9 protein-coding genes and 2 pseudogenes are annotated in these 14786 nt (G+C 69.2%); 6 read left to right on the top strand and 5 right to left on the bottom strand.

The window, feature by feature from the left end; translation table 11 throughout:
- Nucleotides 1-59: 59 nt before the first annotated feature.
- Together M8C17_RS00855 and M8C17_RS00860 are read right to left on the bottom strand one after the other, a co-directional pair.
- On the bottom strand, nt 60-3245 hold the full coding sequence (locus M8C17_RS00855; protein WP_252414182.1) for a penicillin acylase family protein: 3186 nt from the start codon (nt 3243-3245) through the stop codon (nt 60-62).
- A 279-nt stretch (nt 3246-3524) separates the two neighbouring features.
- A complete protein-coding gene (locus M8C17_RS00860; RefSeq protein WP_252414183.1) occupies nt 3525-3917 on the bottom strand; it encodes a nuclear transport factor 2 family protein in 393 nt (130 codons plus the stop codon).
- A 490-nt stretch (nt 3918-4407) separates the two neighbouring features.
- Between M8C17_RS00860 and M8C17_RS00865 the strand changes: the two genes are divergently transcribed.
- The 3 genes and pseudogenes from M8C17_RS00865 to M8C17_RS00875 all read left to right on the top strand — a co-directional run.
- Entirely contained in the window at nt 4408-7200 is a 2793-nt protein-coding gene (locus tag M8C17_RS00865; protein ID WP_252414184.1) for a BTAD domain-containing putative transcriptional regulator, read from the top strand.
- Between the two features lie 251 nt (nt 7201-7451).
- Complete coding sequence (locus tag M8C17_RS00870) at nt 7452-7820, top strand: hypothetical protein (RefSeq protein WP_252414185.1); 369 nt, start codon at nt 7452-7454, stop codon at nt 7818-7820.
- Between the two features lie 1080 nt (nt 7821-8900).
- A pseudogene (locus M8C17_RS00875) lies at nt 8901-9151 on the top strand (hypothetical protein); the annotation flags it as partial.
- Here M8C17_RS00875 and M8C17_RS00880 read toward each other — a convergent pair.
- A complete protein-coding gene (locus tag M8C17_RS00880) occupies nt 9101-9724 on the bottom strand; it encodes an NADPH-dependent F420 reductase (protein ID WP_252414186.1) in 624 nt (207 codons plus the stop codon). The pseudogene M8C17_RS00875 and the gene M8C17_RS00880 sit on opposite strands and share 51 nt — an antisense overlap.
- Before the next feature lie 183 nt (nt 9725-9907).
- Nucleotides 9908-10642: an SDR family NAD(P)-dependent oxidoreductase gene (locus M8C17_RS00885; RefSeq protein ID WP_252414187.1), complete on the bottom strand. Its 735-nt coding sequence runs from the start codon at nt 10640-10642 to the stop codon at nt 9908-9910.
- A gap of 144 nt (nt 10643-10786) precedes the next feature.
- On the opposite strand from M8C17_RS00885, the gene M8C17_RS00890 reads away from it, so the two are divergent.
- Both M8C17_RS00890 and M8C17_RS00895 read left to right on the top strand, forming a co-directional pair.
- Entirely contained in the window at nt 10787-11428 is a 642-nt protein-coding gene (locus M8C17_RS00890; protein WP_252415048.1) for a TetR/AcrR family transcriptional regulator, read from the top strand.
- A 62-nt stretch (nt 11429-11490) separates the two neighbouring features.
- Nucleotides 11491-11699, top strand: a pseudogene (locus tag M8C17_RS00895) (IS5/IS1182 family transposase); the annotation flags it as partial.
- 93 nt (nt 11700-11792) lie between these two features.
- On the opposite strand, the gene M8C17_RS00900 reads toward M8C17_RS00895, so the two are convergent.
- The gene (locus tag M8C17_RS00900) at nt 11793-13217 is read right to left on the bottom strand and encodes a PLP-dependent aminotransferase family protein (protein WP_252414188.1); all 1425 of its coding nucleotides are present in this window, start codon (nt 13215-13217) and stop codon (nt 11793-11795) included.
- Between the two features lie 47 nt (nt 13218-13264).
- Between M8C17_RS00900 and M8C17_RS00905 the strand changes: the two genes are divergently transcribed.
- On the top strand, nt 13265-14614 hold the full coding sequence (locus M8C17_RS00905) for an FAD-binding oxidoreductase (RefSeq protein WP_252414189.1): 1350 nt from the start codon (nt 13265-13267) through the stop codon (nt 14612-14614).
- Nucleotides 14615-14786: the final 172 nt, after the last annotated feature.

Here is a 14786-nt window from a genome sequence, read left to right on the forward strand (position 1 = left end):
AGTGGTCAGAGCCTCCACGGAAAGGATCGCCGTGGAGGCTCTGACCACGACTATCGAGATCAGCGTCCGTACAGCTCGAATTCGTAGAGCGAGAACCCGTACGAGGTGGCTCGCTTGACCCCGTACACCCGCACGTAGCGGGCGGTGACCGGGGCGAAGGTGGCGTTGTCGACGCCGCCGTTGCCGGTGGTGGTGGTGAACACCGGCGTCCAGGAGCTGCCGTCGCCGGAGACCTCGATCCGGTACGACGTGCCGTACGCGGCTTCCCAGCGCAGCACGACCCGCCTGACGCTGCGGGCCGCGCCGAGGTCGACCCGCAGCCACTGGTTGTCGTTGTAACTGCTGGCCCATCGGCTGCCGAGGCTGCCGTCGACCGCCTTGTCCGGGGTGTGGCCGGTGAGGAACTGGGTGCTCGACGCGGTGGTCGGGCGGCCCTGCGCCAGGTTGGTGACGTCGTCGCCCCGGCGCGCCGGGAATGAGACGACCTGCTGGTAGGTGGGACGGTTCTGCCAGGCGATCAGCGGGTGGGTGATGCCGCCGAGCCCGGACTGGGCGATCGAGTCGGCGCACCACTGGTCGCCGGCCCCGCAGGACTTGTCGCCTGGATAGACCGTGGTGGCCGGCACCGCGGCGGCTTGACCGAGCGTGTCGAGCAGGGACTGCCGGCACGCTCCGAGGTTGCCGTTGCCGCAGTACGCGCGGCCCAGCCCACCGGCCACCGGGTCGCCGAGGACGGTGCGCAGGTCCTTGTCGACGTAGCCCCACCAGCCGTACTGGAACGACGAGCCCTTGTGCGCCTGACCCTGCAACGCCCAGCTCGCGGCGCCGTCGCGTCCCCCGTTCTGGCCGCCCGACGGCGCCTCGTTCACCTCGATGGCGTCGACCAGCGCAGCGTAGAGGTCCGGCCCGAGGCCGGGGCGGAACTGCGCCGAGGCCAGCAGCGGCCACCAGGCGTCGAAGATCCGGATCGCGTCGGCGTGCTGGTAGACCTTGGAGCCGGGGGACGTCTCCACCCGACGGGCCCCGGCCTGCTGCCAGGCCCGCAGCTTGCTCACCGCGTCGGCCAGCGCCGGATCCGTGACCGGTGTGCTGTCCAGCACCCGCAGCAGGTCGCCGAGAACCTGCTGGCCGCGTAGGTCGGTCACCGCCGCGTCCGCCATGATCTTGACGACGTCGGCGCGGCCGAGCTTGCGCTGGGCGATCGCGGCGCGCACCGGGCCGTCGAGCAGCTGACCCCGGTGTACGGAGCCGAAGCTGAAGTTGCCGTCCGCCGCCCCGAAGTCCCGCGCCTGCTTGTTGTTCCAGCTGACGTAGTAGTCCTGGTTGACCGACTGCGGATGCGCCGACGCCGGGGTGTAGGTGGCGTCGTTGGTGTCCGGGTTCCAGCCGGCCCACTCGTACGCCGGCTCGGCCTTCGTGGGCAGGTTCGGGTCGGCGGTGGCCGGACGGACCGGGTTCGAGCCGGAGTTGACGTACGCCGCCTCGGTCGAGTTGACGTAGAACCAGTTGAACGCGTACCCGACGGTGGCCGCGGACGCCTGGAAGGCCGCCGCGCTGCCCATCGCCGACGGGTCGTTGTAGGCCTGGAAGCCGATCGCCGAGTCAGCCTCGTGCCGGTAGGTCGAGCGCAGTTTGGTGAACGCGGTCGGCTGCCCGTTCACCAGGCCCCGGTAGGCCACCAGCCCGTACTTGGTGCGCAGCGCGCGCAGTGTGTACGAGCCGGCCGGGGTGGAGTCGGCCAGCGTCGGGGACCAGGAGTTGCGCTGCTCCAGCGCCTCCATGGCGAGGCACTGCCCGTGGTAGAGGTAGCGGTTGGTGTGCAGTGTCGGGGCGCTGCCGTCGGTGGTGCACAGCGGCACCGCGTACGTGTCGGTGAGGTCCTGGGAGGCGGAGGTCGCGCTCCACGCGTAGTCCTGGCCCCGGCCGAGCAGCACGTAGAGGTTGAGCCCGGCGAACGCGGCGCCGCGAGCGCTGATGCCCGGCCCCTGCAGCTCCTGAAGCATTAGCAACTGCGGCGCGAAGTAGCCGGTCTGCGGCCCGAACACGGCAACCGGGTTGCCGGTGGTGGTGTGCCGTCCGGAGACCACGACCGCGTTGGACATGCCGTGCGCGCGCAGGTTGGACAGGCCGCCGAGCAGCCCCTGGGTGGCGGTGCTGGCGCCGGTGCGGGCGGCGGCCCCGCCGGTGCCGTCGTAGGCCAGCGGTTCGGCGACCACCGAGCCGGCGTCGGGGAGCACCGCGCTGGTCGCGCCCGGCGGCGTCGCCCCGTACGGGAAGCTCTGCCCGTCGTGCAGGGTGAGCACGGTCTCCGGGTCGTTCTGCGACCGGAACGCCGTCCACACCCGGTCGCCCTCGGCGGCGCCGTACTTGGCGCGGGCGGCCACCCGGACCAGCGCGGACTGGATCTCGCTGCCGCCGCCCCCGCCGAAGAGCCCGCCGACGACGCCGGCGGTGGCGATGAGGTCGGTCATGGTGAAGTGCTTCGGCTTGCCGGCGCCGGCGAGCACGTACTCGCCCGGGTAGTTGTCCTCGGCGATCGACTTGTCGATGTAGGCGTTGATGCCGGCGATGTAGTCGACGACGTCGGTGTAGAGCTGCTGGCCCCGGGTGCCCTTGAGGCGCAGCGCGTCCACCTGGGCCTGGAGGTCCGCCTGGGAGTAGGGCGAGTTGGCCCAGATGCTCTGCTCCAGTTCCCGGTTGCCCGGCGCGCCGCCGGCGAACGAGGTGAGCGTGCCGCGACCGGCGTGGCGCAGCAGGTCCATCACCCAGAGCCGGTCCTGGGCCCCGGCGTAGCCGGCGCCGAACATGGTGCCGGCGCGGGTGGTGCCGGTGACGTGCGGGACGCCGGTGGCCTTGTCGCGCACGATGGTGACGTCCGCGCGCGGCGAGACGGTGCTCTCGACCTGCGCGGCCGGGACCCCGAAGGAGGCGTCGTTGTAGAAGTGGGCGATCTGCTCGTCGGTCAGCCCTGCGTAGTTGTAGACCAGGTTCGCGTACTCGTCGAGCTGGTCGCTGGAGTGCGCCGGGCGGGTGCCGAGCGTTTGGTGCGCCAGGATGGCGACCAGCGTGGCGTTGCCGTTCTGCCCCGGGGGCAGGATGTCGGCGCACTGGCCGAGGCAGTAGTCGTTGGCGGCGAACGTGCTGGCGGCCAGCGCCGGTGACGGCGGGGTCACCGTCAGGACGCTCGCGGTCAGGGCGGCGGCGGTGAACGCCGCGAGCCGGTTACGGAGAGCGGTACGGGGCATGGCGATCCTCCGGGGACGCGGAGTCGGGCCGTTCGGTCACGCCCGGCTTCCGGTGCCGACGTCTCGCCCTCCGCGCCCGGGCGGTCCGCCAGGAGGTGAGAGTGACTCATATCTATCTTCGGGCAATGATCGACGCAGGACCGCCGTCCGGGATACCCGTCGTTCACCACGCGCCAATGCCGACGTTTCGCCGAGCAAGGACGGCAACCTCGATGACCGGCAACATCTCGTCGTCATACAGCGGACCGGGAGCGCGGTCAGTTACACACTATGGTCGCGCTAGCCGGCGGCAGCCTCACGCTGGATCTGCTCGAATTGGGCGGCCATCGCGGCGGCCAGGGCCTGCGCGGCGGACAGCGGGCGAACCATGACTGTGAACTCGTCGATCAGGCCGCTCTCATCCAGGTGCAGGAAGTCGCATCCCTCGATGGTGACGTCGCCCATCCGGGCCTCGAACACCAGCGCGTGATCGCGACCGTTGTCGCCGCTCAGTTCACGGACGTACCGGAAGTCCTCGAATACCCGCAGGACGCCGCGCAGGATCGCCGCGGTGATTGCCTTGCCGGGATAGGGCTTGAACGCCACCGGGCTGCGAAACACCACGTTGTCGGCCAGGGCCGCCGCGACGGCATCGGGATCGCGTGCCTCAACCGCCGTACGAAAGTCGATCACCACACCAGCGTACGGGGCTTCCTCCCACCGCCAGAGGCGTCCGCTGCTGATTCAGCGGACCGGAAGGGCCTGTGCTCCGGCTGTGCGAGGACCGGAAAGTCGCCAGGCCCGCTGGGGCGTTCGAGCGCTACTTTCGTATCGTGAACCATCGCAGTCGTCGCAGGGGCTTCGGGCCGACTCTGTCGAAGGAGAGCCGGTCGAAGGCGGAGGTGGCGTTCAGGTTGGTGCTTCGCCACCTCCGCCAACGGTTCCACTGTGGCGCACCCGACCGCTCAGGCTGGCCATGGGCTTCATGGCTGGCCCTCTCATCTCGATGAACGTGTCGGCCCCCGTTGGCCCGAAGTCTTTCAACAGCATGTTGGCTCGATGTTGGCCGAAGGTCGGAGCCAGTTGTGTTCCCGAATTCCTGACCTCGGGGCACTTGACTTGCTGAGCTAGGGCCGTCGTGCCACGACCGGAAACCCTGCCGGGTACGTCCGAGGAAGGAATCATGCGGTTCGAAGTCCTGGGACCCGTGCGAGCCGTCGACGCATCTGGATCGAGGGTGCCGGCCGGCGGGCGCCAACATCAGGTGGTGCTGGCGTGCCTCCTTGCCGCCGACGGTCGAACCGTCACCGATGGCACGTTGCTGGAGATCCTGTGGGGTCACGGCCCGAGCGACAGTAAGCGCGTGGCACTACGGGTACTCGTCCATCACCTGCGTCACAACTTGGGCACCGAATCGATCGTTCGTGCGACCGGTGGCTACCGAATGGTGCTGGACGGCCACCAGCTTGACGCGAGCGAGTTCGTGGCGCTTGTCGACAGCGCCGCACATGACGAGGCGCGGGGCCGGCTCGGCGAGGCGCGCCGGAGCTACCGGAAGGCGCTCCGGATGTGGCGCGCGTCGGAGGCGTACCAGGGCACTGCCGACACCGAGCTTGTACGGGCGGCCGCCGACCACCTCGGCGAGCAGCGCATGATCGCCTATGAGAGCTGCGTGGACATCGAACTCAGCTTCGGACTGCACCGCGAGTTGTGCGCCGAGCTGTCGGCTCTGGCAACGGAGAACCCGCTGCGCGAGCGTCTTCAGGCACAGCTGATGCTCGCGCTTGTTCGCAGTGACCGGCGGGCGGAGGCATTGACCACCTACGAGCGGGTCCGGCGCCTGCTCGCCGACGAGCTTGGTGCGGACCCGGGCGCGCGCCTGCAGCAGCTGCACACCGCGATCCTGCGCGGTCCTGTGCCAGCAGGTGTGCCATCCGCCGTCTCCGATGCCGTTCGGCCGATGCAGCTACCCGCCCCACCCAGCAACTTCGTCGCACGCGACGATGAGCTTTCGGTCCTCGACAGCTTGCACCTGAAGGCCGGTCCCGGCCAACGGCTCCGTGGCTCGATGGTCGTCACCGGTGCTGGTGGTATGGGCAAGACAGCTCTGGTTACCCACTGGGCCCATCAACACCAGCGAGGCTTTCCCGGCGGGCAGCTCTACCTCGACCTCGACGACGACGCTCCGGCGGCGGCGGCACTGGCCAGGACCCTCATCGATCTCGGCATAGCCCCGGACGATGTGCCACAGCGGGCGGAGGCGCGGGCGGCGATGCTGCGCTCACTGCTGTCCACCCGAACGGTTCTGATGGTCCTGGACAACGTGAGCACCGCGGAGCAGGCACGGCCGTTCCTGCCCGGTAGCGGTGACAGCCTCCTGGTGATCATCAGTCGAAATCGGCTGGACGGGCTCGTCGCCCGCGAAGGCCTTCATCTGCTGGTACTCACCCCACTGCCCGTCGAGCCGGCTACCCGTCTGCTTCAGGAGACCGCCGGAATGTCCGAGTCCTCGAGTGGCGACGTCCGTACGTTGGTGGAGCTGTGCCATGGGATGCCGCTGGCCCTCCGGATCGTGGGAGCTCACCTGCGGCTGGGAGCCCAGCCAGGCGTCCTCGTGGCGGCCCTGAAGGATGAGCGAACACAGATCGCCGGGCTCACCACCACCGATGGCGACGTCAGTGTGCATGCCGTCATCGCGGTGTCGTACCGGCGGCTGGCGACCCCGGACCGTCGGCTCCTGCGCCGCCTCGGACTTTCAGGTGCCAGTGCGATCCCGCTGGGTGCCGTCGCCGCACTGGCCGGTGTCACGTCCGGCACCGAGCTGACCGGACTGATCGGCAGGCTCACCGCGGTCAACCTCGTCGCCCTCGAAGCGGGTCGAGTCGGCCTCCATCAGCTGACTCGCATCTTCGCCCGCGAGCAGGGCCAACGTGAGGACACGGCGGCCGATCGCGCCAACGCGGAACGGCGATTGCTGTCCTGGTACGGGCAGGCAACTGGCGAAGCACAACAACGCATCCGGCCGACCGCAGGCGGACCTGATGGTCAGGGCGCCCCTGACTCACGTCACCTCTTCCTCCCTGACCTGCCCGATACGGCCGCAGCCGTCCGCTGGGTCGACACCGAGTCGGACACGATCATCAAGATGATCACCGAGCACGCTCGGAGGCATCCTGATCTCGTCTGGCCCCTCGCCGCCAACATTCGCGGCTGGTTGCAACGCCGGGCCAACCGAGACACCTGGATCGCCGTCACCGAGCGGGGGATCCGGGCCGCGGCCCTGGCCGACAGCAGCACCGGCGAGGCCACCCTGCAAGGGAGCCTGGGCGTGGCACACAGCCTCCTGCTGCACCGCGACGAGGCCCGCGCCGCCTACCAGCGCGCCAGCGCACTGTGTCAACGTAACGGCGACCACGCCGGCATGGCCGACGTCGAGGCGAGCCTCGGCGGGATGCTGGTCGAAAGCGGGGAGCTTGACGAAGCACTCCCACCACTGCTGCGGGCCCGACACTCCGCGAACCTGCTGAACGACCCCGATCTCATCTTCAAGGTAGAACACAACCTCGGCCTCCTGCATCGCCGGGCTGGCCGCCAGCAGGAAGCGCTGGACTCCTACACGTCGGCGCTGGCCGCGGCCGACCGATCCAGCAACCGGGACTGGTTGTCCGCGAGCGTCCACACCAATCTCGGCCGGCTGCACTTCTTGCGCGACAACGTCGACCTGGCCGGAAACCACTACGACACCGCCGTCCGACTCGCCAGGAGCACCGGCGACCGGATGCGGGAAGCCTGGGCCCTGCACGGCTGCTCCGACGTCGCAGCAGCGCGACGAAACGTTCCCGCCGCCGTCGCGGCCATGCAGGAAGCCGTCACCATCCTCGAAACGCTGGGCGATCGTCGCCTCGACGAGATGCGTGCCCGGCTGGCCGAGTTGCTCTCGGACGGCACCGTGGGACAGACAGCGCCTGACCAGTAGACCTGCCGTAGGTGGGACCTGTCCGCCGGTTGATTCTGCCCGGGGTCGGCGCGATCCCATCCGCAGTGGGAGCGAGTGGTGATGCAGGTAGCCGTGGTGACGGTCGACGGGTTCAACGAGCTCGACCGGAACGACCCAACCAAAATCCAACGTCGATTCAGGATGATCCATCCCTAACAGATGCCGCCCATCCCGGGCTGGCACGGAGTCGTCGGCGCCAGGACGGTGCCGCGACGAGGGAGGACCGAGCCTTGTCACTGCCGAAGAAGGCCGCCGCTGCGGGCGCCGCTCTGGGCATGGCCGCAGCCACACTTGCCGTGGCTGCCCCGGCCAGCGCGGCGTCCAACTACATCCTCAACGCCAGCAACATCGGCGTGGGGGTCATCCACGTCCGGGACGGCAACTACACGCGCGGAAACTACGACACGGTCCTCGCCGCAGGCCACCGTACGAGCGAGTTCTGGGCGAACGCCGCCGGCTACTACATCGGTCCCGGCTACTGCGGTTACGAATGGATTCTCACCGGCGGCAGTTGGCTCCTGACCGACGACAGCGTGGACCCTGGCCAGCACTTCATCTCCACCACGCAAACCATCCGTGTGGTTGCGGAGCGTTGCTGACCGGCCGATGACCACGGAGGACGCTCAAGCAGGGACCGCGGTGGGGTGCGCCCGAAAGGACCCACCGCGGTGGGCGTCGAACCGACCTGGACACCAGCCTCGGCAGTCGCGTCAGCCAGGCCGGCTCAGCGCGTCGCGGAAAGTGGACGGAACGCTGCCCAGGTTGGGTGGCCGGGTCGCCCAGAGCGGCGTCATGCGGTAGTCGGCCCGTCTGAATTAGCGCTGCGAACGGGAGTGCGGGCCATTCCACCGGGGCTGGACAGAACGATCCGACAAGAATTCACCATCCGTCACGCACGATCTGATCTTGATCGGCGCCGCCCGCTCACCCACACGGACAGGAGCGTCAAATGCGAATGAGGCTGCGAACCCTTCGAACGACCGGTCACGAGTCACCGGCAGGCATGGGGAACACATTGCACAAGTTGATCCGATTGGTGGCGATCGGCGTTGCCCTCGCGGCGATGCTTGCCGCTCCCACCGCTGCTTCCGCGGCTCTCCCGGCAGGAGCGGAAGTCGCTACGACTGTGGAAGAGGCGAACGCCGCTGCCGGGATGTGCAACATCTACCGTGGGGCGTACCGGGGCGGGATGCTGTGCGGTGATTCTTACGCTTCCCGTGACTTCACGCACCCTGACGGCCGCAAGGAAACGTTCATCATTGGCTATGACCAAGCTATGTGGCACATCTACCAGCGTTACGCCGGCGACACTCAATGGAGCGGCTGGTCCTCGATGGGCGGCGGCTTCAACAGCGGTGTGTCACTGTGGCGGTCGAGCCCACTCATCGTGTATGGAAACGGATTGGACAATAGGGCGTACTGCAATTCGCTACGGGAAGGCCTTCCCTGGACCGGCTGGTACCGCTGTCCCTGGTAACGAGTCGTACGCCACTCGGGCCGCGCCCGCTCACGAGGCTGCGAACGGCGAGCCCGCGGCCCGATCCGACGATGTCAACAATGAGCCATTTCCATCGGGACGGTGCAGGTCACGAGTAGGCAAGGTCTAATGCGGACATATGCGAGGCTCCCGGTAAGACAGCAGTCGACCAAGATCCGACGCCCCAACCGGGAGCCTCGCTGTGCTCTCTTACCCCGCCGCGATTGCGCTGTCCACCCGCAGCCTGAACCACCTCGCCGACCTTATCCGGGCCCACCGCGCCCAGCGCCGGTCCCGATGGCGACGCCTCGATCCCGGCCGGCAAGCCGCCTGCTGGCCTATGCCATCCTCGACGGCACCCTCATCCCGATCGACCGGGTCGCCGACCAGAAGCCCCGGGGCTCAGCCGGTGAATTCGTTGACGCCGAGGGCGAAGTCCCAGTGGCCGACCCCGTTGCCGGCAAGGCCCACCGTGACCACGCCTACTCCTTCCAGCCAGTGCGCCATTTTCAGGCCGCCGACGTCCAGCGGGCGCAGGCCGAGGCTCTCGATGAATGCCGCCACGCCCGCCTTGGCCTGCGCATTGTCGCCAGCGATGAAGACGTTGGGCCGGCCCTTCTCCAGGACATTACGGAAGATGGTGTTGAATGCCTTCACCACGCTGGCGCTGGCCGGGGCCACCTTGGCGACTTCCTGCGCGATCGAGGTCTCCTCGCTGTGGGCCAGTCCGTCGAACGTGGCGTTGAAGGGGTTGCTGATGTCGACGATGACCTTGCCCGCGAGGGCGTCTCCGTACTCGGCGACGACCGGAACGACACCGTCATACAACAGGGCCGTGATGACGATGTCCCCGGCCGGGACGGCGCCCCACTTGCCCGTCGTCGCGCCGCCGCCCAGAGCCTTCGCCAGGTCATCGGCCTTGGACTGATCGCGTCCCATGACCTCGACGGTGTTGCCGCCCGCCACCGCGAGCGTGCCGATGGTACGGGCCATGTTGCCCGTACCGATGAGGGTGATGCTGCTCACGAGGTGTGCTCTCTTCCTGTTCTCAAGGTCTCGCTCTGTCTCGTTCGTGCCGGGTTAGGCGCCGGGCGTCGGCCGCGGAGTTTCTGGGCCAACTGCCGCGCCTTCCCGGCACCTCCGGCTCGTCGTCTTCCGCCGGTCGATTGGGCGTTGTGGGGTGTGACCGCGGCATTCCTGATGTGTGGTTCAGATGGCGGTGGTGCCGCCGTCGGCGACCAGTTCCAGGCCGTTGACGTAGCTGGAGTCGTCGGAGGCGAGGAACAGGGCGACGGTGGCGATTTCTTCGGGGCGGCCCATCTGGCTGCGGGGGATGAGGGACTCGAACTGGCGCTTGGTGGCCTCGTCGAACAGTTCTTCCTGCTTGGCGGTGGCGACCTGGCCGGGGGTCAGGACGTTGACCCGGATCTTGCGGTCGCGCAGTTCGTTGAGCCAGACGCGGGCCCAGGCCTGCTGGACGGCCTTGCTGCCGGCGTAGAGGCTCCAGCCGGGGAAGGCGCCGAGGGAGGCGTTGGAGCCGGTCATGAGGATGGAGCCGCCGTCGTTGAAGAGCGGGAGGGCCTTCTGGACGGTGAACAGGGTGCCCCGGGCGTTGAGCCCGAACCAGGTGTCGAACTGGGCCTCGGTGATCTCGCCGAGCGGGGCGGGCTCGCCGCCGCCGGCGCTGGCCCACAGTACGTCGAGGCTTCCCTTCTCCCGCTTGACGGTGTCGTACAGGCGGTCCAGGTCGTCCAGGTTGGCGGCGTCGCCCTGGACGCCGGTGACGTTGCGGCCGATCTGCTTCACGGCCTCGTCCAGGGCGTCCTGGCGGCGGCCGGTGATGAAGACGTGCGCTCCCTCGTCGACGAACAGCTTCGCGCCGGCCAGCGCCATGCCGGTGGTGCCGCCAGTGATGACCGCTACCTTGCCGTCAAGCTTTCCCATGATCGCTCCTTGGGGTCGGTGGTGCCGTGCGCACCTGGGGCGACGATGTTATGTACACCGCCCTGTGTGCTTAAGGTACGGGGCAGGCGGCCGGGACGCAAACTATGTACACCGGTCGTTACCCAGCTGGGGTACCATGAACCCATGACGGAGCTGGAGAAGGGCCCCCAGGGCCGCCGCCGGGGCCGGGGTGCCCGCGAGCGCATCATCAGCGCGTCCCAGCAGCTGTTCCGCGAGCAGGGCATCAACCGCACCGGCATGGACCAGCTTTGCGCGGCGGCCCAGGTGTCCAAGCGCACGGCCTACCAGCACTTCACCGGCAAGGACGAACTCGTCGCCGAGTACCTGCGCCGGTTCGACCCCTCCGTTCTGTCCGGCGTGTTCGACCGCACCGACCTCACGCCCCGCGAGCGGCTCCTGGCCGCCTTCGACGTCCCTCCCACCACCCCCCTGTGCCCCTACATCGGCGCCGCCGTCGAACTTCACGACCCCCAGCACCCCGCATCCCAGTACGCGCGCGACTACAAGGAAGCCGTCGCCGCGCGGCTCGCAGACACCGCCCGGGAAGCCGGCGCCGCGGAGCCTGAACAGCTCGGCGAGCAGCTCGCGCTGCTCATCGACGGCGCTGCGGCCCGGACCCGGGTTCTCAACGCCGACGCCTTCCCCACCGCCGCCGCCATCGCCGCCGTCCTCATCGACAACGCCATCCCCGCGTCATCTCCTCGGCAGCCCAGCGATGACCGCGGAACTACCGGGTCTGCTCCCGTTCCGGTGGGAGGCCAATGACGGCCGGATCACGCCTTGTCGCCCGGAAGGCGACGTCGAGTTCGGCGTAGCCGGAGCGGTAGATCACGCCGTACAAGGGCAAGATCAAACCCGATCCGCAGAAGGCCGCCAACCGGGCTCATGCCCGGCTTCGCGGGTCCGGCGAACGCGGCCAACGCCCAGCTCAAGTACCGGCGCATCCTGCTCAAAGTCCGCGTCAGCCCCCGCGGGGGCGGTGGACTCGCCAAAAACCATCCACGTGCTTCAGAACTACCAAGCAACCGCAGGATGAAAAGCGCCCATGATCCAGTGCAGCCCACTTGCACGACGCGGTTGCCCAGGCGCTCAGACCAACTGCCAGCTTAGGGATCGTCGACGGGCACCATCAGCGGCAGATCTGCGCACGAACCTCGGCGACGGCGTCGGCAAGGGCTTCCACTCCGTCGATGATGGAGCGTTCGGTGAGGGTGGCGTAGCCGAAGATCAGCCCGCCGGGTCCGGCGGAGCTCAGTCGGTACCGGGAGACGCCTTGCACGACCAGTCCACGCCGGGCGGAAGCAGCCACGACCGGCGCCTCGTCGAGGTCGTGCGGGAGCCAGGTTACGACGTGTTGGCCCGCCGCGACACCGACCGGTTCCAGTTCGGGCAGCCGTGCGCGCAGCGCGGCCAGGAGTGCGTCGCGGCGGCGGCGGTAGACCGGGCGCATGCGCCGTAGATGCCGGTCGAATTCGCCGCGGGTGAGGAAGTCGGCGAACGTTAGTTGGTCGATGACGGGAGAGCCGCGGTCGGCCCGTACCTTGGCCGCCGTGATGTCATCGACCAGGTGTGACGGCGCAAGCAGCCACCCGAGGCGCAGCCCTGGTGCCAGGGTCTTGCTCGCTGTGCCGCAGTAGACGACGGTGTCGGGTGCCAGCCCCTGCATGGCGCCGACCGGCGAGCGGTCATAGCGGTACTCCGCGTCGTAGTCGTCCTCGATCACCACGGCGCCGCGACGCTGCGCCCAGCCGATGACCCGCGCCCGCGCGGTGGCCGACAGGACGCCGCCGGTGGGCCACTGGTGCGAAGGCGTCAGCACGATGGCGTCCGCGTCGGTCTGTTCGAGCTTCTCGACGAGAATGCCGTCTGGCCCGACCGGGACGCCGATCACGTCCAGGCCGAGGGCGGCCGCGACGAGGCGGGCGTCGTCGTCCGCGGACGGGTCCTCGACGGCCAACCTGCGGGCGCCGCGCGCCGCGAGCACCTGCAGTATCAGCGCGACGCCTTGGCCATAGCCACTGCAGATCACGACGTTCTCCTGGCGGGCCGATGTGCCGCGGACCCGGCTGAGGTAGTCGATCAGGGCTGCGTGCAGTTCGGGTACGCCACGCCCGTCGAGGTAGGCGAAGCGTTCGTTCGGCGTGGTGGTGAGGACCGTTCGCACCGAACGCAGCCAGGCGGCCCGGGGGAATGACGACACGTCGGTGCGGCCGTACCCGAAGTCGATCCCGGCCGCCGGCCGATCCCCGCCGCGCCGGCCCGCCGACGGCGGAACCGGCTCGACCGCGACCTGGGTGTAGCCGCCCGCCCGACTGGTGATGTAGCCCTCGGCGACGAGTTGCTGGTAGGCCTCGACCACGACGCCGCGTGAGACTCCCAGATCGGCTGCGATGGTGCGGGTGGGCGGCAGGGACGTCCCGAGACGCAACCGGCCGGCCCGGATGCTGCCCCGGATCGAGGCGGCAATCTGCCGGTGCAGCGGTTCGGCCGCAGACCGGTCGACATGGATGAGCAGGTCCTCCGCGGTGCTCGAATTGGTCCTGGATCGGCCCATGAAATCGGACCTTACCGGGTGTACCGATTTCCGTCACGCTCAGACGTATGACAACGACCAGTCCCCGCTTCGACGGCCGCCTCCTCACCCCGGGTAATCCGGGTTATGACGCGGCCCGCACCGTCTGGAACGCCATGATTGACCGGCGCCCGCGGATGATCGTGCAGGCCGCCAGCGTCACCGACGTGGTGGCCGCGGTGCGCCTGGCCCGCGAACTCGACCTGGAGATCGGAGTGCGCTGCGGCGGGCACAACGTGGCCGGCCTCGCCGTCCCCGCGAACGGCCTGATGATCGACCTGACCCCGTTGAACGGCGTTCGGGTCGACCCGATCCGCCGACGCGCCCGGGTCCAGGGCGGCGCGCTGCTCGGCGCACTCGACCGGGCGTCGCAGCCATACGGCCTCGCCACGACCGCCGGTAACGTCTCGCACACCGGGGTCGGCGGCCTGACCCTCGGCGGCGGCATGGGCTGGCTCGCCCGCCAACACGGGTTGGCCTGCGACAACGTCGTCTCCTACACGATGGTCACCGCGGACGGGGACGTCGTGACCGCGAGCCGCACCGAGAACCCCGACCTCTACTGGGGCCTGCGTGGCGGTGGCGGCAACTTCGGCATCGTCACCGACTTCGAATTCCAGTTACACCACACCGGAACGCAGACCCTGGTCGCCGAATTCGACTTCCCCGCCGAGGACGCCGTGCCGGTGCTCGAGGGCTGGCGGGACCTCAACGCCGTCGCGCCGCGGCAGGCGACCTTCACCGCCGATGTCCACAGCACGGCCATCGGCCCGATCGCCACCGTCGGCTTCGTATGGGTCGGCGACCCGGCACAGGGTCACCGGTTGCTGCCGGCGATGCGCGCGCTCGGGCGCCCGGTCGCCGAGCGGGTCACTACGCTGTCGTACCTCGAGCTTCAGCACCGTGACGACACCGTCGGCGGCCACGCCTATCGGCGGTACTCCAGCGCGCACTACCTGCGGCAATTCCCCACCGCCGCGATCGAGGCGTTCCTGCTGCGCGGCGCGGCGGACCTGCGCGCCGACACCCAACTGCCCAGCGTCGGCCTGCAGGCGCACGGTGGCGCCATCGCCGACGTCGCGGATGCCGACGCGGCGTTCAGCCACCGCGGCACCATGTTCGAGTTCGGCGCCGGCTCCCGCTGGACCGACCCGTCCGAAGACGACAACCGGATGGCAGCGGCTCGCAGTGCCGGAGCCGCGCTCGACCCGTACGCCGACGGCGTCTACGTCAACTCGCTCGCCGCCGACGAGGGGCAACGCGGGGTACGCCGCGCATACCCGGCCGCCAAGCTCGCCAGGCTCACCGCACTCAAGACGATCTGGGACCCGCACAACGTGTTCCACCTCAACCACAACATCCGGCCCCACAGCCAGTAGCGCAGCCGGCTGCTCCTGCCCGGCCTGGCCACGGGCTGTCCGCGGCGCAGGGCCCTGGCGGCTCCGCTGGTGCCCTGCGGCGGGCTCACGCCAGTGACCGGCCGTATCGGTGCGCGCCGCCACCACCTCAGGCAGCGCCACGGGGCGCCGACGATGCCGGTGCAAGGATCAG

Source organism: Micromonospora sp. RHAY321, from assembly GCF_023896955.1.
GTDB lineage: Bacteria > Actinomycetota > Actinomycetes > Mycobacteriales > Micromonosporaceae > Micromonospora.

Bases quoted from the DNA above. Each gene is read 5' to 3' on its own strand.
- M8C17_RS00900 (WP_252414188.1), bottom strand. From the start codon at position 13,217: ATGGGCCGATCCAGGACCAATTCGAGCACCGCGGAGGACCTGCTCATC.
- M8C17_RS00905 (WP_252414189.1), top strand. From the start codon at position 13,265: ATGACAACGACCAGTCCCCGCTTCGACGGCCGCCTCCTCACCCCGGGT.
- M8C17_RS00855 (WP_252414182.1), bottom strand. From the start codon at position 3,245: ATGCCCCGTACCGCTCTCCGTAACCGGCTCGCGGCGTTCACCGCCGCC.
- M8C17_RS00865 (WP_252414184.1), top strand. From the start codon at position 4,408: ATGCGGTTCGAAGTCCTGGGACCCGTGCGAGCCGTCGACGCATCTGGA.
- M8C17_RS00885 (WP_252414187.1), bottom strand. From the start codon at position 10,642: ATGGGAAAGCTTGACGGCAAGGTAGCGGTCATCACTGGCGGCACCACC.
- M8C17_RS00890 (WP_252415048.1), top strand. From the start codon at position 10,787: ATGACGGAGCTGGAGAAGGGCCCCCAGGGCCGCCGCCGGGGCCGGGGT.